This window comes from Nocardia sp. NPDC088792 (genome assembly GCF_044750615.1).
Lineage (GTDB): Bacteria > Actinomycetota > Actinomycetes > Mycobacteriales > Mycobacteriaceae > Nocardia.
This window is the reverse complement of record NZ_JBIVKC010000003.1, coordinates 1,336,543-1,351,519: the sequence shown is the minus strand read 5'-3', so window position 1 is coordinate 1,351,519 and position 14,977 is coordinate 1,336,543. Positions and strand designations below refer to the sequence as shown.

The following is a 14,977-nucleotide window of genomic DNA, read 5'->3' as shown; positions in this document are numbered from 1 at the left end:
CTCCGCACCGCTCGAACGAAACTCGTTTCACACCATCGTGGTTACCGTGCCCTGGATGCCGAACAGCGATTTCCCGTAGATCTCGGCGGCCACGTCGGGGTTGAGGACCGCATGCCGGCTCGCGGTCTCGACATCGCGCCAGATGCGTTGCACCGGATTGGATTCGCCGAAGGTCGAAGCCCCCTGGGCCGAGCACACGATGCGGACCGCCGCCCGCGCGTGCACCGCCGCCATGCCCGCGTCCATCCGCATCCGGGCCCGGGCGGCGTAATCGGGGAATACCCCGGCGGCGTCGTCGATGTCGGCGGCCGCGCGGTAGGCGTGCAATTGGGCGGAGTCGGCGAGCGATGCCGCGTTCGCGGCGGCGAGCTGGATCGTGGGCGCCTCGGTCTGAGGGGCATAGCTGGTCATGGTCAATCCTCGGCGCGGGGCATTCTCCCTCAGGAGATCGACTGCGGCGGCGGCCAATCCGAGCTGGGGTCCGGTCAACACGAGTGCGGCGGCCGGTACGAACGGCGCCCGGTAGAGCACCTCGTCGGTGAAGGGTGTGGCATAGCGACCCTCGACGGCGTCGGGGATGGAGTGGAAGCGGTGTGCGGGCACGAACAGGTCCTCGCCGAGGAGCGTGTTCGACGCGGTCCCGCGCATGCCCGCCACGAACCAGGTGTCCTCGATGGTCAGCTCCGACATCGGTGCGAGCACGATGCCGACGGCATCGGCGGTGCCCTCGGCATCCGGCCGGGTGACCCCCAGGACCGCCCAGTCGGCATGGGCGCACCCGGAGGCGGGGGCCCAGCGCCCGCTCACCCGGTACCCGCCCTCGACCACACGCGCGGTACCCGAGGGGGTCACGACGCCGGCCACTCGGGCGTCGGGGGTGTGGGCCCAGACGTCGTCCTGGGCCCGAGCGGGGAACAACCCGACGAACCAGGCATTGGCATTGAGCAGTGAGGTCACCCAGGCGGTCGAGCCGCACGCGCGCCCGACTTCGCGCCCGACCTCCAACAGGGTGCGGAAGTCGGTCTGCAGACCGCCGTAACGCGCAGGCTGCAGCAACGACAGCAGGCCCGCCTCGGCCAGCGCATCGATGTTCTGCGCGGGTACGCTCCGCTCGCGGTCGGTCAGATCGGCGTTGCCGGCCAGCAGCGGTCGCAGTTTGGCGGCTCGCTCGACGAGGTCGGCGCGCAGGGCTCGCGCGGTGTCGCTGGTGCGGGGGGCGTCCATGATGATGCTCATCGTTGTTACTCCGGTATCGAAGGTCATGGGGTCGGGGTCAGCTCGCGACAGCGAGCTGGGAGTGTGTGCCGAAGACGCGGCGCGCGTAGATCAGTGGGGCCATGGAGGTCGATTCGGCTTCCTCGACGGACACCACGAGAAGGACATGGTCGCCGCCGTCCACATGGCGTTCGACGCGTCCCGCGGTCCAGCCGGCGGACTCGGGCAGATAGGGCAGGCCGGCGCGGACGGTCCAGGTGACGCCGTCGAACTTGCGACCCGGTCCCCGGTGTCGACGGGCGAACGTCGACGCCAGTTCCTGCTGGTGGGCGCCGAGGATATTCACCCCCACCCGATCACCCGGCCGCAGGTGGGCCAGCAACCCCGAGGCGCGGTCGAGCGCGAAGCTCACCAGCGGGGGGTCGAGTGAGAGCGAGGCGAAGCTCGACACGGTGCTGCCGTGCGGGTGCCCGTCGGCGGTCGTGGCCGTCACCACCGTGACCGGGGAGCATACCCCGCTCATCAGCTCGACGAAGGTCTGTCGGTCGATCATCGTGCGCCTCCTGTTGTGTCCGAGTTCGTCTGTCGGATAGGCGGTTTCGTGGATCACCGCGTCCGACATCACGAGTAAACGCTCGATCTCGGGGCACTCGCTTGGTCTGCCGGCCCAGAATTCCGGTCGCCCGTTGGTCTGACGGCTCACGATTGCCCTCGGGCTCACCGCTCGATGTCGCGCGGCAGGAGCACCGCGTCGCCGAGTTCTTCGGCGAGTGCCAGCGCCGTGTGCAGGGTGAAGCGGCGGTCGTCGAGGTCGTGTCCCAGCACTTCCTGGGCCCGCTTCACGCGGTAGGTCACCGTCCCCCTGGCCACATGCAGGCGGCGCGACACCTCCGCGATGCTGCGCTCGGCGCCGATGTAGTGATAGAGCGTGGTCCGCAGCGCCGCCATCGATGCGTTGCGGGCGGCGAGCCCGCCGAGTTCACGGCGCACGAAGTCACCGGCCGCGTCGAGATCGGCGGCGAGCAGTGCGACGGTGGCGACGTCGGCGTAGGCGGTCGCATGCCGCGGATCTCGCCCGGCCTCGCGCCGTAGTCGCTCGACGCGCTCCGCGCGCTCGGCCTCGCGGTGTGAACGGCGAAAGCCCGCGACGCCGGCTCCCGGTGTCCCGAAGGCGGCGTGTAGCCGCTGCCGGGACAGTGCCGCCGCGATGGTCTCCCATGAATCGGGCCGGCCGGTGCGGTCGGGATGTACAGTGCCCCACGCCCACAACCGCCCCGAGCCTACCGGTATGACCAATGTGGTTGTGGCGCCGAGGGTTCGGAGGGCCTCGAGCGCTGCCGCCGGGAGCGTCGAACTGTCGCTCGGCGTGTCCGACCACACCATCACCGCCTCGTGGGTCCGGCGCAAGTCGTAGCCGAGGGCGCGCGACGCCTCGTCGAGGTCGGCCGGCGAGGCAGCACTCAGCAGGGAACGCACGATATCGGCCCGTGCCGCGGCGACACTGGTACTCCACACCTCGTGCTCCGCGAGATAGGTGCGAATCATGGTGTCGGACAGGTCATCTACGAAGGAGAACAGCTCGCGGGAGATCGTCGTGACCTCATCGACCGCCGCCTGCGGGTCTACGAGCTCGACGCAGGCCCGCAGGAACGCTTCGGTTGTTGCGGCATGACCGATGCGCACGCCCTGCAATACCCGTTCGAGCGGTGTGGCCCGGTGAACGAACTCGCGAATGCCCTCCAAGGTCGCCGCTTCGGCCGGCGGGATGGACGCCGGGCCCATCATCAGCGTGAACAGCGCCCGCAGGGTGGTCGCTTCATTGCCGCGGCGAAGCAGCTCGATCGCGGCCGGGCTACCACCGAGGGCCGGTACTTCATCGATGATCCGCTGCACGACAATGGAATTCAGTTCGATCGCCCAGCGTACGGGGTCCGCACCGACGCGCGCGACGACCTCCTCGACGAACGCGCGCGGGCAGGCCGCGGCGCCGATGTCGATCTCACCCTGCGGAATCAGTCGCGCGATCCAGGCTCGCTGCCGCCGATCGATTTCGGTCACACCGCCCTCCCCCGGGTTACTCGGCCACGGGCTCGCGGCCGCAAACCCGCTGGCCGGCCGGAGTTTCCGGGGACCGGCACGCCCGCTCGTCGTGCGACGTCAATCGGCCCCATGACCGCCGTGGTGAACATGACCGCCGTGGTGCGCGTGACCGCCGTGGTGCAGCCGATAGTGCTGGGCGAGCAGATCGCGCCCGTAATCGTTGCCGTTGGGCGCCCGCACAATGGTGTGGACGTGGTAGCGGGCGGGCTCGGGATTGCTGAGGAACACACCGGGATGGTTGTCGTACTCGACCAAGAGCACGGGGGAGTGGATCCGATAGTAGAAGGCGCATTCATCATCGTGGCCGCCGCGCCACGAGAACCGCGTCTCGTCGAAGTGCGCACGGACATCGGCCAGGGTGCGCTCGGCCTGTGTCCGCGGGAGGCGATCGAGATAGACCCGGATCAACTCGACCAGACCGTCGCGCTGGTCGGCGGGCAAGCTCGCCGCGACGATCCCCTCGGCAGGCAGGATCAAGTTGTCGCTGCCCGCGCCGGCGAGATGGCGGCCGTTCCACGGACCGGCGAGCTCGGGCGGGAGGTCGCGCGTGCGCAGCGAGGATCCCATCAGAAACTCGTTCTCCCGGTGGGGATCCAGGGTGCGGCGGAACGCGAGCGCAACCTCGGTCTCCTCGCCGAAGGCCTGGATGCCCTCGAATCGCCCTGTCCCAGTGGTCGGTTCGGCACCCAGGAACACCGGGGCGAGCACCACCTGCCCGCCGACGAAGACACAATGCAGGTCCACGTGATGACCCATCAGCTGCCAGCCCCAAGGGGTGTCGCGCGCGGGAGTCCCGAAAACCGTGAACCAGTAGGCGAACTCGGTCAGGGTGTCGCGGTAGTCGTCGATGAGCTCGCCGAGGTTCGCGTTGAGCGCCATCGCCGCTCGTACCTGGGCGTAGCCGGCCGGGCTCAGACTCGCCTCGACGACGTCGAGGGCGCGGTCGCGGTCACGTTCGGCGAGCCGTTCCAGGCGCATGCCCTTCGGATGCCAGGTGGGGACGGCGTTCGTCCACAACCGCCATTCCGGGGCGTCCATCGGCAGGGCGCCGACCGCCCTCTGGTGGGGCGCCAGCCCATCGAGGTAGGCCCGGGCCGCCGGCACAGCCGAATTCGGGGACTGCCCCGTACCGTCGAGCCGGTAGAGGCCCGGGCGCGGTGTGCCGTTCTCGGTGATGCCGACGTAGGGCTCGAGATGGCGGCGTAGGCCGGCGGTCAGCTCGAAGGCCGCCACCGGGGGGAGCAGGTCGTCGAATAGATGGGAGTCGACGATCGGAAGCTCGCCGCGGGCGGTAGGCAGGGGAAAATCTCCCGGATGGTGCTGGTGAGACATCGGCGTCTCCTTACTTATTACTCGGTGGGAACAGCGAGGACATCGCCCGGTACGAGGAAGCGGTTTTCGATCCGTCGGGAGGCGATGAGCCAGCTGCCGGCCTCGCCGTCGGGCGTACCGACGCGGGTGAAGCGGTCGAAGACGTCGGCGACCAGCACCGGGGCGGTTGCCGGTATGGGAGGCGTTCCGTCCTGCGCGTAGAGCACCAGTGCGGATACCGCCTCGACGAGATCGGTGTCGTGGCGCAGGATATGGAAGTTGGACATGAGGTGACGCGAGACTCGCGGACCCCGTGCGGTGCGTTCGCGGTACACGCCGTCGATCTCGTCGGTGCCGCGAAAGGTCTTGCGCGAGAACGTCAGTTCGGCATCAGCCGTGAAGAAGCCGGAGGCCGCCGAACCGTCGCCGTGGTCGATCTCGAACCACAGCGCCGTCACCAGCATCGACAGATCGGTGTGTACGCGGGCGAGGGATTGTCCGCCGACGGCGCGGTCATCGGCGGTCATCGGCCGACCGCCGGTGCGTCGCTACGTGCACCGCTGACCAACGCGTGTCCGCTCTGGCGCAGCATCGTGGTGTCGGCGCCCAGAACGAGGAAGTCGTATCCGCGATCCAGCAATGCGGGCGCATTGCCAGAAGCCGTGGTGCCCAGGGTGATTCGGTGCTCGGCGCAGCGTCGTTCGGCCGCCGCGACGAGGTCTGCCAGGCTGCGGTCATCGTCCCGGAGCCCGCTGGAGACCGCGAGATCGGTCGGGCCGATGAAGACCGCGTCGACGCCGGCGACCTCGCCGATCTCGACGATCGCCGAGAGCGCTTCGAGGCTTTCGGCTTGGACCACGAGGCGAACCTCCTCATTACCGGTCCGCAGATAGTCGCCGAGCGCCTCGAGCCCCCACCGCCCGGCCCGCCCGGAGGTGCTGGCCCCGCGTCGGCCGAGCGGAGGAAACCGTGTCGCCCGCACGGCATCCAGCGCCGCGGCAGCGTCGTCGACCTGCGGGACGAACAGACCCGCCGCCCCCGCGTCGAGTGGGGCCTGGACGTCGCGTGGTGCGGTGTCCGCGACCCGGACGAACGGTGCGATCCCGCAGCCACGGGCCAGCCCGATCATGGTCGACATCGTGCGGATATCGATCGTGCCGTGCTCGGTGTCGATCACGACGAAGTCGAAACCGGCGAGGGCGAGCAACTCGACGCTCTCCGGCGCGGGAAGCTTCACCCAGGCTCCGAGCCGAGGGAACGGATCGTCTGTCATGATCGGGCTCCCTGATATTCGCCGGCGTTGAGCACCCAGCCCTTGGCGAGGAAGTCCTCGCGCGGCGGGGCGAAGACGTCGATGAGCGTGTGCGGGCCGGCGCCCACCGCGCGGGTGGTGTGCACGACGGTCGGCGGGATCAGTGTCATCGAGGGGCTACCGACCTGAACGTGCTCATCGTCGCGCCACTCACTCATCCGCGGAGTCCACGGGACCCGCAGGTGATGGACGTAGTTCCCGAGCAGGGTCACCGACATCTGCTCGAAGTCCTGGTGGGAATGCGGTGAGAGCCGTTCGGTGTCGCGTGGTCCCTCGTGCACTGGAAACCAGTTCACCATCAGCGATTTCGTGCGAAAGATCCGGCCGAGGCGTCCCGGTTCGTCGGGTATCTCGCGCAGGCGATATATCCGGATATCGTCGCCGTCGCCCGCGGTGGGCTCCGGTAGCGGTGTGGCCCGGAGGTCGGCTTGCGCGGCATGGTTGGCCGCGCGCCTCATCTGCTCCTCGCAGCGTGCGGTGAACACCCGAACCACCGTGATCGGCAACGCCGCGTGCACAGTACTCGTGCCGGCCGGTACGACGACGAGTGCGGGCTCGGCCACCGACACCGGTGCCCGGCCTTCGTGTTCCACGACCACCGCGTCGTCCTGGACCAGCAGCACATACTCGTCGGGCAGGTCGTGTTCGGTGAGACGATCACCCGCTTCGAGCTCGGTGATCGCTACGACGAAGTTCCGCCCGCACACCGACCATGTCCGGCTGCCTGCGGCGGAGACCAGGTCCGGATCACGCCCCGAGACCTCGAGGACGACGGGGGCTCCTGTGATTGCAGCGATGCTCATCGGACCTCTCCTGTGATGCCACGGACGACATGAGCTTCCCGCCGGCCCGGTAGGGGAACAATCGGGAGTTTCCGATCGCATCGTTCGGTTGAGCCGAACGATGCGCGGCACTCACTCTCGATCCAGGGTGACGGGGTGTCCATGAGACTCAGCATACTTGCCTGGGCAACTTATGTGACTTGCCAAGGCAACTAATTGAAGATACTTTCAACTTGCCAAGGCAAGTGATCCGATGCCTTCGGAAAGCTGACACCACGACGCTGCCAGCGGGTTCACATCAGAGAGATAGAACGATGACGATCGGCCACCTCGAACACCAGGACGACGTTTCCGCCAACGCGCATCGCCCTGCCGGAGCATACGACGACCACCTCGCCCGGGTATTGCCACGGGCACGCGAGCAGCGCGTATGGAGTCCCTCCGACGGGCCCCTGCCCAGTCTTTTCGTCAGTCACGGGGCCCCGTTCACCCTCGACGACCCGCAGTGGATCGCCGAGCTGTTCGACTGGGCTCAGTCGATGCCCAAACCCAAGGCCATCATCGTCGTCTCGGCGCACTGGGAACACGCGCCGGTCGCGATCTCCGGAGCCGCCGCCGGCACCCCGCTCTACTACGACTTCAGCGGCTTTCATCCCCGCTACAAGACTCTGCCGTACGCGACTCCGGACGCCACCGACCTTGCTCGGCGGCTCACCGGCATGCTGAGCCCGACAGCGGTACACGAGTTCACCGATCGCGGCCTCGACCACGGCGCTTTCATCCCGCTCATGGCCATGTATCCCGCGGCCGACGTCCCGGTCGTGCAGCTCTCGATGCCCAGTCTCGATCCTGGCGCCCTGCTCCGGCTCGGGGCGCGCCTGCAACCACTGCGCGACGAAGGCATCCTGGTTCTCGGCTCGGGCTTCATGACGCACAGTTTCGCCGTCTTCCGCCGCCCGGGGCTCGCCGCGCACACCGCGGCCTTCGACGCATGGGCCGTCGACGCCCTCGCCCGAGCCGACGTCGACGCCCTGGCTGATTACCGCAGCAAGGCACCCGGTGTCGAGGTCGCCCATCCGACGCCCGAGCATTTCGTCCCCCTGCTGCTCACCGTCGGCGCGGCCACCGATCCCGGCAGCGCCGTGAGCGCCATCGACCGCATGGTGATGGGGAACTCCACCCGCTCGGTGCAGTTGAACTGACAGCCTCGACCGGCTCGCGCACATCGATTCGCTTCAAACCCTTTGTCCCAGAGCGTTATCCCGTATCGCCACACACTGAAGGAAATGTCATGAAAGCAGTGCGCTATCACGAGTTCGGCAGCAGCGAGGTTCTGCGCTACGAGGACATCGAGCGTCCGGTCCCCGGCGCGGGGCAGATGCTGGTGCGGGTGGCGGCCACCTCGTTCAATCCGGTCGACGACCACATCCGCGCCGGTGTCCTGACCGAGATGATCCCGATCAGCCTGCCGCACGTGCCCGGGATCGACCTGGCGGGCACCGTCGCCGAGCTCGGCGCACAGGTCACGGGCCTCGAGATCGGGGACCGCGTCATAGCGATGTTGCCGCTGGGCGCCGGCGGCGGTGCAGCCGAGTACGTACTCGCCCCGGCCGAGAGCCTGGTCATCGCACCACGGACGATCGAGCTGGCCGACGCCGCCGCGCTGCCCCTGGTCGGCCTGTCGGCCTGGCAGACGTTGTTCGAGCTCGCCGAGCTGAAACCCGGACAGTCCGTCCTGGTCAACGGGGCAGGAGGCGCGGTAGGCAGCCTCGCGGTCCAGCTCGCCGTCGATGCGGGAGCACACGTGACCGCGGCGGCCGGTCCGCGGCACGCCGACCGCCTGCGGACCTACGGTGTCGACCGCGTCGTCGGCCACCTCGATCTCACCGAAGGACCAGGCAGCGTGGGTGGTCCGTTTCAGGTCCTGCTGAACATGGTGCGCATGACCCCCGACGAGGCCGCGCAGCTGTCGCGCTATGTCGCCGACGGTGGGGTCGCCGCCTGCTCGGCTACCCCGGTCCCCGAAGACCCGGCCCGGTCGGTGCGCGCGGCGAGTCTGTTCGTCCGCAGCGACGCCGCCCAGCTGGCCGAGCTGGTCGCCAAGATCGATGCCGGCCGACTCCGGATTCACGTCGCGGACCGGCGCCCGGTGATCGAACTGGGTGCGGTGCACGAGGCAGCCGGTGCGGGGCAGCTACTTGGCAAGACTGTCCTGATCGCTCCCTGATCGCGCCCGACCCGCCGCGACCCGAACCTCGTTGAGGCTGAACGTAATTCAGTGCTCGGCGAACAAGACCTCGGCCGCCTCCATGAGCCGCAACCGAGTTGCCTGCCCGCCGGCGTTCCCGTTCGCCCCACGCCGGGCACGGTGCCCGAGCCGGTCGGGCTCATTGGGGGAGTCGGACGTCATAACCGAGCAGCCTAGGCCTACCGAGTGATGGCACAAAAGTCCCATCACCTGTTACGGTGAGACGAGTGACGGGACAAAGGTCCCATCACGAGACTCTGCGATCGCTACACGAGGAAACGCTCCCATGACATACGGACCGCACAATCCAGGGGCCACCTACGTCACGCACGACTACCCCGAGCATGGATTCGACACCGGTGAGGTGATGCTCAACTACGCCACGACCGGATCACCCGAGAACCCCGCCCTGCTGCTCATCCCGGCGCAGGGGGAGTCCTGGTGGGGATACGAGGCGGTGATGAAACTGCTCGAAGACGACTTCGAGGTTTTCGCCGTCGACCTGCGCGGACAGGGCCGCTCCACCCGCACCCCCGGTCGCTACACACTCGACAACATGGGCAACGACCTGGTCCGGTTCATTTCCGGGCGCATCCGGCGCCCGGTCATCGCCTGCGGCCTCTCCTCGGGCGGCGTCATCGCCGCATGGCTGTCGGCCTACGCACCGCCCGGAGTGCTACGAGCGGCCTACTACGAGGACGCACCACTGTTCTCCTCGGAAATCCGACCCGCCTACGGTCAGGGCATGAACCAGGTCATCGGCCCGTGGTTCGAATTGATGAACAAGTACCTCGGCGATCAATGGTCGGTCGGTGACTGGCCGGGCCTGAAGAAAGCCCTCCACACCGACCTGCCGCCGGTACTCGCTCGCGGCCTTGCGGCGATGGGCGACTTCTTCGGCGGGGACGAACCACCCCAGACATTCAAGGAATACGACCCCGAATGGGCCCGCGCCTTCGCCAGTGGCTCGGCGAGCGCCGCGGTCGACCACGCCCGCATGCTCGCGGCAGTCAAGGTCCCGGTGCTGTTCACCCACCATTTCCACCACGTCGACGAGGAATCGGGCCGACTCCAGGGCGCCATCTCCGACCTGCAGGTCCGCCAGGCGCGCAGGCTGATCACCGAAGCCGGCCAGCGGTTCGACTACCACTCGTTCCCGACCGCGGGCCACGTCATGCACGGCAGCGATCCGCAGCTCTATAACCGGACTCTGCGTGAATGGATCGCCACACTCGACGCCTGACTTCGCAAGTCCCGAAAAGCTTTTCGGCGATCCTCGGCCCTCGTCAGTCAAGGTGGGACCCGCTCGTGGTCCGGCAGAACCGAAACGGCGACCGTCAGCAGTTCGGTCGAAGGCCGCGCAGGAATGTCGTGAGCAGACGGCGACATGTGGCATCCCAGTCGGGGTCGGCGGTGCGAGGCTGTGCGAGCAGCGCACCGAAGGCGATGATTTCGCGTGCCGTGAGGTCCGGGCGCAGGGTCGCGTCGGCAATTCCGCGGTCGAGAATCCGCTGCACGATCTCGTGGACCTCGTCGCGCAGGGTGGCCGTCGCTGCCGCGGTGACTTGCGGGCCGCCGTGCAACGGCAGGACGAGTTCGTTGCGCTGACTGATCGCGGCGTCGATGAACAGTCGCAGACTGTCGGCGGGTGTCGTTCCGCTGCTCTCGGCTGCTCGGACATTGGCGAGTATCTGTTCGAACGAGCGATGGGTCAGGTGGCTCAAGAGCTCGTCGCGGGTGGGGAAGTGCCGGTAGAGGGTGCCGACGCCGACCCCGGCGTCCGCGGCGATCGTCCCCATCGGGACGCGGAGTCCTTCGCGGTGGAAGGCCGCCGTTGCCGCGCGCACCAGTGCTTTCTGGTTGCGCACGGCGTCGCGGCGTGGGTCGCGCGAGTCGGTTGCGTCTGTCACCCGCCTATTGAACCGCTTCCGCCGACGAACCGAGCGCAACGCTGCTACATTGAAACGGACGAAATCATCCGCTTCAGGATAGTTGCGAAATCGTCTCTGACACTGTCGAACTCGCACCCGAGGAGACGTCATGACCGACGAACCGAACCAGCCCGCGCCCGCGTCGATCCCGCCGGACGACCCCACCCGCACGCTCACCGTCGCCCGGCCCGACGAGGATGACCAGCTGCCGCACCTGGGCCTGGTGGGCGATACCTACACGATCCTGGTCAGCGGCGCGGACACCAATGGCGCCTACACCCTCATCGACATGCATGTCCCGCCGGGCGGCGGTCCTCCGCCGCACCGCCACGACTTCGAGGAAATGTTCTCCATCCTGGAAGGCGAAGTCGAGATGACGTTCCGCGGTGAGAAACGGCGCCTGAGCGCCGGCGAGTCGGTGAACGTGCCCAGTAACTCCCCGCACGGATTCCACAATGTCAGCGATCACCCGGCGCGCCTGCTGTGTATGTGCACTCCCGCGGGCCAGGACGAATTCTTCACTCTCGTCGGTCAACCAGTGAAGACCCGGACCGAAGCGCCACCGCCGCTCGATGCCGCGGCCCAGGGCGCCTTCATCGCCAAGGTCCAGGAGCTGGCACCGCGGTTCCGCACTGTGCTACTGCCGCCCGAAACTGATTGAGAGCCAACCAGTTCCATGACTTTCGCGTTGGACCCCGAGGTTGCTGCTGCCCTCGACGCGATGGCCTCTACCAGCAGACGCTTGCCTGGGCGCAGCTCTGAACGGGCGCTGACTGGCGGAGCATTGGACTGCGGGCGGGCCATCGATCCGGGGTTCCGGTAGCAATGCCTGTGCCGCCCCGGTTTTCGGTCGAGACCGGCTATGGGCGTTGCGGTTTCCGCATTTTCGTCAGTAGCGCGAGCAGGGTGTCCTGTTCTTGTGTGTCGAGGCCGGTGAACAGGCCGGAGGCGTGCAGGCGCGTTCTCAGCGTTTCCCATAGTTCGTGCCCGTGTTCGGTGAGGACCAGGGTGCGCTTGCGGCCGTCGTCGGGGTGGGGCTGGCGGGCGATGAGTCCGGTGCTCTGGAGTTTGTCGGCGGCGAGACTGACCGTGGACGGATCGACGCGCAGGCGCGCCGCCACCTCCCGCATCGTCGGCGGTTCGGTTCCCGGGGCAAGCGCCCACAGCGTGCTCGCGACCGACGACGGGACACCGAACTCACTGAGTACCTGAGCCACGACCGCGTCCGCGCCGTTTGCCACTTCCATGAGAGCGCGGACGATTTCGGCTTTCCGCTCGACGTCCGCGCGGTGAGCCGCCGATCCCTCCACGCCACTGCCCAAAGTCATGCGACGATGATACGCTCCAAATATCAATGAGAAACTCAATGATATTGGAGAAGTAAATGAACGACGACCACGCTGGCGAGACAGTCCTCGTCACAGGCGGAACCGGCTACCTGGCCGGCTGGGTGATCGCGGGCCTGCTCGAGCGCGGCTACCGGGTGCGCACCACCGTGCGCGGCCTCGGCAAGGCGGAACAGGTGCGCGCTGCCGTCGGCGAGCAGGCCGGCGGCCGGGCGGCCAGGGTTCTCGAATTCGCCGCTGTCGATCTGCTCCGCGACGACGGCTGGGGACGAAGCCCTCGCGGGTGCCGACTACGTGCTGCACACCGCCTCACCGATGCCCTTCGGCTCGGGCGTAGACCTCATCACCACCGCACGCGAGGGCACCCGCCGCGTCCTGGGTGCTGCCGCACGTGCCGGAGTACGCCGCGCCGTGCTCACCTCTTCCGGTGTCACAGCCGACGCCGCCGACCCGAAAATGCCTGCGACCGAGGCGATGTGGACCGCGCCGTCGGGTACCCCGTTGCGCGCGTACCCCGATTCCAAGATCCTCGCCGAGCGTGACGCCTGGGACCTCGCCGCCGCGACCGGGCTCGAACTGACCGCCGTCCTCCCGACATTCATGCAGGGCCCCACGCTGGGCGCATCCAACAGGCCGGGAACCGTCGACATCCTCCGCCGCCTGCTCACCGGCGCGATCCCCGCCGTGCCGAACATCGGATGGAATATCGTCGACGTCCGCGATATCGCCGAACTGCACATTCTCGCCATGACGAGCCCGGCCGCCGCCGGCGAGCGCTTCCTCGGCTCGGGCAACTTCCTGTGGTACCGCGACATAGCCCGCATCCTGCGCGAGCAGTTCCCCGACGACGCCACCAAGGTGCCCACGCGGGCCATGCCCGACTTCATCGTCAAACTAGTCGCGCGACGGAACCCGCAGCTGGCGATGCTGCGCCCCGAACTCGGCCGCATCCGCCTCGTCGACAGCGGCAAAGCACGCACCCAACTCGGCTGGCACCCCCGCCCCACCGAACAGACCATCATCGACACCGCCACCGCGCTCATCACCGAATCACGACAGGGGTTGGCAGCATGACACTCTCACCGACGCAACGCATTTCGACAGGGCTGGACACGCGCCCTTCCGTTCCCGTCTACTCACTGGCCGAGCGGGACAGGCGCTGGAACCTGGCTCGCAGCTTCATGGAAGACGAGGGTCTCGATGCTCTGATCGTCTTCGGTGAAGGAGACGCAGGCCCTGCCCCCTTCGCCTTCGACAGCTGGTTCACCAATGATCGACCGGGCGTCCTACTCGTCTTCCCTCGCGACCGGACACCGATCGCGCTTGTGCCGATCCCGACCTTTCTCTTCGACCATCGAGAAGCAATGCACAGAGGCGACGAACTGTGGCTCGCCGCAACCGATCTGCGTCTGGGCCGCCAATCCCATCAACTCGTCCAAACCTTGAAGGATCTGGGTCTCGGCAACGGCGCCATCGGGGTCATGGGCCTCGACCCGTACCTTCCCGCGCATCCCGAAGGGCGAATCCCTTACCCGTTCTGGCACGCCGTGCTGAACCTGTTGCCCGGCACCGATTTCCGCAATGTCGGGCACGCGTTCGCCCGCCTCATGATGCCGCTGAGCGAGGAGGAGATCGCTGTGATGCGTCATGCCGCCCGCATCGGCGACGCGATGGCCGAGGCCATGGTGACCACAGCCGCACCGGGCGTCTCCGAAGCCGACGTGTACGCCGCGGCAATGGCCACCGCCTACCGCCACGGCACACTGGCACCCCACATCCACTTCTGCTCGGGCCCGGCCCCATCGGCCTCCGGACAGCCCGCATGGGGTTACCGGCCGCAACCACCGCGCATCCTGGCCGAAGGCGACCTCATCGCCACAGAGATCTTCAGCTACTTCGGCGGCCGTCAAACCCAGCATCAAGCGGCAATCGCTATCGGCGAGGTGCACCCGATGATCGAGCACGTCGCCCGGATCGCGAACGAGTGCTACGCCGCCGGTCTGGCGACGCTGCGCACGGGCGCGACATTCGGGGAAGTCTCCGAGGCCATGCTGGCGCCCGCCGAGGCAGTCGGTGCATGGTTGCGTGGCCCGCAAATCCACGGCCTCAACCCGTATGGCGCCTTCAGTCGTATCCCCGGGGGACTCATCCAGGCCGAAGGCGGTGACCTGTATCCGATAGCAGCCCCACGGCCGGCGACGTTGGCCGACATGACTCTCGAGCCTGGAATGTCCTTCGCCTTCGAACCGAGCTGCGGAATCGGCGACCATATGGTCACCCTCGGCGGCACGGTCCTCGTCGGCGAGGGTGACCCGATCGAACTCAACCCACTGACCGCGAAACTGCTGCGGGCCGGATAACGTCATCGGCTCGATCCTCGAGCGCGTGATCGGGACTCCCTCTGCCAGTGCAGATCACGCCGGTGCCGACTCCCGTGGCCCGGACGGGATGGCATCGACCCACTCGGATTTCGAGCGTGGTCGGTGAGCGTCAGGTGGCAGCGGCGGTGAGTGTTTTTGCGGCGATTCGTTCCACGAGCAGTGGGATGAAGTCGCGGATGTGGCTGTCGGAAAAGCGTTGATGTGCCTCGTGAACAACCCGGGCGACGGTGTCGGCGGCTACGGCGGGGTGGCGATTCGCCAGTCGTCGCACAACCTCGTCGATCTGATGGGCTTCATCGTTTGCCATATTTCATGGTGGTCGCGCGGGCGTGCGGTCGTCAATCAACCTCT

General features: G+C 67.7%; 17 protein-coding genes. 6 read left to right on the top strand and 11 right to left on the bottom strand.

The features are described from left to right. Positions 1-27: 27 nt before the first annotated feature. The 7 genes from ACIP5Y_RS24310 to ACIP5Y_RS24280 all read right to left on the bottom strand — a co-directional run bounded on the left by ACIP5Y_RS24310 (position 28) and on the right by ACIP5Y_RS24280 (position 6,741). Positions 28-1,236, bottom strand: a complete 1,209-nt coding sequence (locus ACIP5Y_RS24310; protein ID WP_400352996.1) for an acyl-CoA dehydrogenase family protein — start codon at positions 1,234-1,236, stop codon at positions 28-30. A gap of 37 nt (positions 1,237-1,273) precedes the next feature. Further along, complete coding sequence (locus tag ACIP5Y_RS24305; protein ID WP_400352994.1) at positions 1,274-1,768, bottom strand: flavin reductase family protein; 495 nt, start codon at positions 1,766-1,768, stop codon at positions 1,274-1,276. A gap of 164 nt (positions 1,769-1,932) precedes the next feature. Then, complete coding sequence (locus ACIP5Y_RS24300; RefSeq protein ID WP_400352992.1) at positions 1,933-3,273, bottom strand: PucR family transcriptional regulator; 1,341 nt, start codon at positions 3,271-3,273, stop codon at positions 1,933-1,935. Positions 3,274-3,372: 99 nt separating this feature from the next. Beyond that, positions 3,373-4,647 (bottom strand): DUF3500 domain-containing protein, encoded by a 1,275-nt coding sequence (locus ACIP5Y_RS24295; protein WP_400352990.1) that lies wholly within the window; start codon positions 4,645-4,647, stop codon positions 3,373-3,375. 17 nt (positions 4,648-4,664) lie between these two features. Further along, positions 4,665-5,153: a nuclear transport factor 2 family protein gene (locus tag ACIP5Y_RS24290; protein ID WP_400352988.1), complete on the bottom strand. Its 489-nt coding sequence runs from the start codon at positions 5,151-5,153 to the stop codon at positions 4,665-4,667. Further along, positions 5,150-5,899, bottom strand: a complete 750-nt coding sequence (locus ACIP5Y_RS24285) for an HpcH/HpaI aldolase/citrate lyase family protein (RefSeq protein ID WP_400352986.1) — start codon at positions 5,897-5,899, stop codon at positions 5,150-5,152. Before ACIP5Y_RS24285 ends, ACIP5Y_RS24290 begins: the two co-directional genes overlap by 4 nt. Continuing rightward, positions 5,896-6,741 (bottom strand): hypothetical protein, encoded by an 846-nt coding sequence (locus ACIP5Y_RS24280; RefSeq protein ID WP_400352984.1) that lies wholly within the window; start codon positions 6,739-6,741, stop codon positions 5,896-5,898. Before ACIP5Y_RS24280 ends, ACIP5Y_RS24285 begins: the two co-directional genes overlap by 4 nt. A gap of 293 nt (positions 6,742-7,034) precedes the next feature. On the opposite strand from ACIP5Y_RS24280, the gene ACIP5Y_RS24275 reads away from it, so the two are divergent. Both ACIP5Y_RS24275 and ACIP5Y_RS24270 read left to right on the top strand, forming a co-directional pair. Then, a complete protein-coding gene (locus tag ACIP5Y_RS24275) occupies positions 7,035-7,922 on the top strand; it encodes a DODA-type extradiol aromatic ring-opening family dioxygenase (protein WP_400352982.1) in 888 nt (295 codons plus the stop codon). 89 nt (positions 7,923-8,011) lie between these two features. Beyond that, on the top strand, positions 8,012-8,947 hold the full coding sequence (locus ACIP5Y_RS24270) for an NADP-dependent oxidoreductase (RefSeq protein WP_400352980.1): 936 nt from the start codon (positions 8,012-8,014) through the stop codon (positions 8,945-8,947). Positions 8,948-8,995: 48 nt separating this feature from the next. Here the strand turns inward: ACIP5Y_RS24270 and ACIP5Y_RS24265 are convergent, their stop codons facing one another. Further along, the gene (locus ACIP5Y_RS24265) at positions 8,996-9,130 is read right to left on the bottom strand and encodes a hypothetical protein (protein WP_400352978.1); all 135 of its coding nucleotides are present in this window, start codon (positions 9,128-9,130) and stop codon (positions 8,996-8,998) included. A gap of 124 nt (positions 9,131-9,254) precedes the next feature. Between ACIP5Y_RS24265 and ACIP5Y_RS24260 the strand changes: the two genes are divergently transcribed. Further along, on the top strand, positions 9,255-10,211 hold the full coding sequence (locus tag ACIP5Y_RS24260; protein ID WP_400352976.1) for an alpha/beta fold hydrolase: 957 nt from the start codon (positions 9,255-9,257) through the stop codon (positions 10,209-10,211). Positions 10,212-10,305: 94 nt separating this feature from the next. Here ACIP5Y_RS24260 and ACIP5Y_RS24255 read toward each other — a convergent pair whose 3' ends face one another. After that, the gene (locus tag ACIP5Y_RS24255; RefSeq protein WP_400352975.1) at positions 10,306-10,878 is read right to left on the bottom strand and encodes a TetR/AcrR family transcriptional regulator; all 573 of its coding nucleotides are present in this window, start codon (positions 10,876-10,878) and stop codon (positions 10,306-10,308) included. A 130-nt stretch (positions 10,879-11,008) separates the two neighbouring features. Between ACIP5Y_RS24255 and ACIP5Y_RS24250 the strand changes: the two genes are divergently transcribed. Further along, the gene (locus ACIP5Y_RS24250) at positions 11,009-11,560 is read left to right on the top strand and encodes a cupin domain-containing protein (protein ID WP_400352973.1); all 552 of its coding nucleotides are present in this window, start codon (positions 11,009-11,011) and stop codon (positions 11,558-11,560) included. A gap of 199 nt (positions 11,561-11,759) precedes the next feature. On the opposite strand, the gene ACIP5Y_RS24245 is transcribed toward ACIP5Y_RS24250, so the two are convergent. Further along, a complete protein-coding gene (locus ACIP5Y_RS24245; RefSeq protein WP_400352971.1) occupies positions 11,760-12,227 on the bottom strand; it encodes a MarR family winged helix-turn-helix transcriptional regulator in 468 nt (155 codons plus the stop codon). 312 nt (positions 12,228-12,539) lie between these two features. On the opposite strand from ACIP5Y_RS24245, the gene ACIP5Y_RS24240 reads away from it, so the two are divergent. Both ACIP5Y_RS24240 and ACIP5Y_RS24235 read left to right on the top strand, forming a co-directional pair. Next, entirely contained in the window at positions 12,540-13,319 is a 780-nt protein-coding gene (locus ACIP5Y_RS24240; RefSeq protein WP_400352970.1) for an NAD-dependent epimerase/dehydratase family protein, read from the top strand. Next, the gene (locus tag ACIP5Y_RS24235) at positions 13,316-14,605 is read left to right on the top strand and encodes a M24 family metallopeptidase (RefSeq protein ID WP_400352968.1); all 1,290 of its coding nucleotides are present in this window, start codon (positions 13,316-13,318) and stop codon (positions 14,603-14,605) included. The genes ACIP5Y_RS24240 and ACIP5Y_RS24235 overlap by 4 nt, the downstream gene beginning before the upstream one ends. Positions 14,606-14,735: 130 nt before the next feature. On the opposite strand, the gene ACIP5Y_RS24230 is transcribed toward ACIP5Y_RS24235, so the two are convergent. After that, the gene (locus ACIP5Y_RS24230; RefSeq protein WP_400352966.1) at positions 14,736-14,933 is read right to left on the bottom strand and encodes a three-helix bundle dimerization domain-containing protein; all 198 of its coding nucleotides are present in this window, start codon (positions 14,931-14,933) and stop codon (positions 14,736-14,738) included. Positions 14,934-14,977: the final 44 nt, after the last annotated feature.

Excerpts from the sequence above, each read along its gene's own strand:
- ACIP5Y_RS24295 (WP_400352990.1), bottom strand. The coding sequence starts at position 4,647 with ATGTCTCACCAGCACCATCCGGGAGATTTTCCCCTGCCTACCGCCCGC.
- ACIP5Y_RS24290 (WP_400352988.1), bottom strand. The coding sequence starts at position 5,153 with ATGACCGCCGATGACCGCGCCGTCGGCGGACAATCCCTCGCCCGCGTA.
- ACIP5Y_RS24265 (WP_400352978.1), bottom strand. The coding sequence starts at position 9,130 with ATGACGTCCGACTCCCCCAATGAGCCCGACCGGCTCGGGCACCGTGCC.
- ACIP5Y_RS24310 (WP_400352996.1), bottom strand. The coding sequence starts at position 1,236 with ATGAGCATCATCATGGACGCCCCCCGCACCAGCGACACCGCGCGAGCC.
- ACIP5Y_RS24270 (WP_400352980.1), top strand. The coding sequence starts at position 8,012 with ATGAAAGCAGTGCGCTATCACGAGTTCGGCAGCAGCGAGGTTCTGCGC.
- ACIP5Y_RS24230 (WP_400352966.1), bottom strand. The coding sequence starts at position 14,933 with ATGGCAAACGATGAAGCCCATCAGATCGACGAGGTTGTGCGACGACTG.
- ACIP5Y_RS24275 (WP_400352982.1), top strand. The coding sequence starts at position 7,035 with ATGACGATCGGCCACCTCGAACACCAGGACGACGTTTCCGCCAACGCG.
- ACIP5Y_RS24260 (WP_400352976.1), top strand. The coding sequence starts at position 9,255 with ATGACATACGGACCGCACAATCCAGGGGCCACCTACGTCACGCACGAC.
- ACIP5Y_RS24305 (WP_400352994.1), bottom strand. The coding sequence starts at position 1,768 with ATGATCGACCGACAGACCTTCGTCGAGCTGATGAGCGGGGTATGCTCC.
- ACIP5Y_RS24245 (WP_400352971.1), bottom strand. The coding sequence starts at position 12,227 with ATGACTTTGGGCAGTGGCGTGGAGGGATCGGCGGCTCACCGCGCGGAC.
- ACIP5Y_RS24250 (WP_400352973.1), top strand. The coding sequence starts at position 11,009 with ATGACCGACGAACCGAACCAGCCCGCGCCCGCGTCGATCCCGCCGGAC.
- ACIP5Y_RS24235 (WP_400352968.1), top strand. The coding sequence starts at position 13,316 with ATGACACTCTCACCGACGCAACGCATTTCGACAGGGCTGGACACGCGC.
- ACIP5Y_RS24285 (WP_400352986.1), bottom strand. The coding sequence starts at position 5,899 with ATGACAGACGATCCGTTCCCTCGGCTCGGAGCCTGGGTGAAGCTTCCC.
- ACIP5Y_RS24280 (WP_400352984.1), bottom strand. The coding sequence starts at position 6,741 with ATGAGCATCGCTGCAATCACAGGAGCCCCCGTCGTCCTCGAGGTCTCG.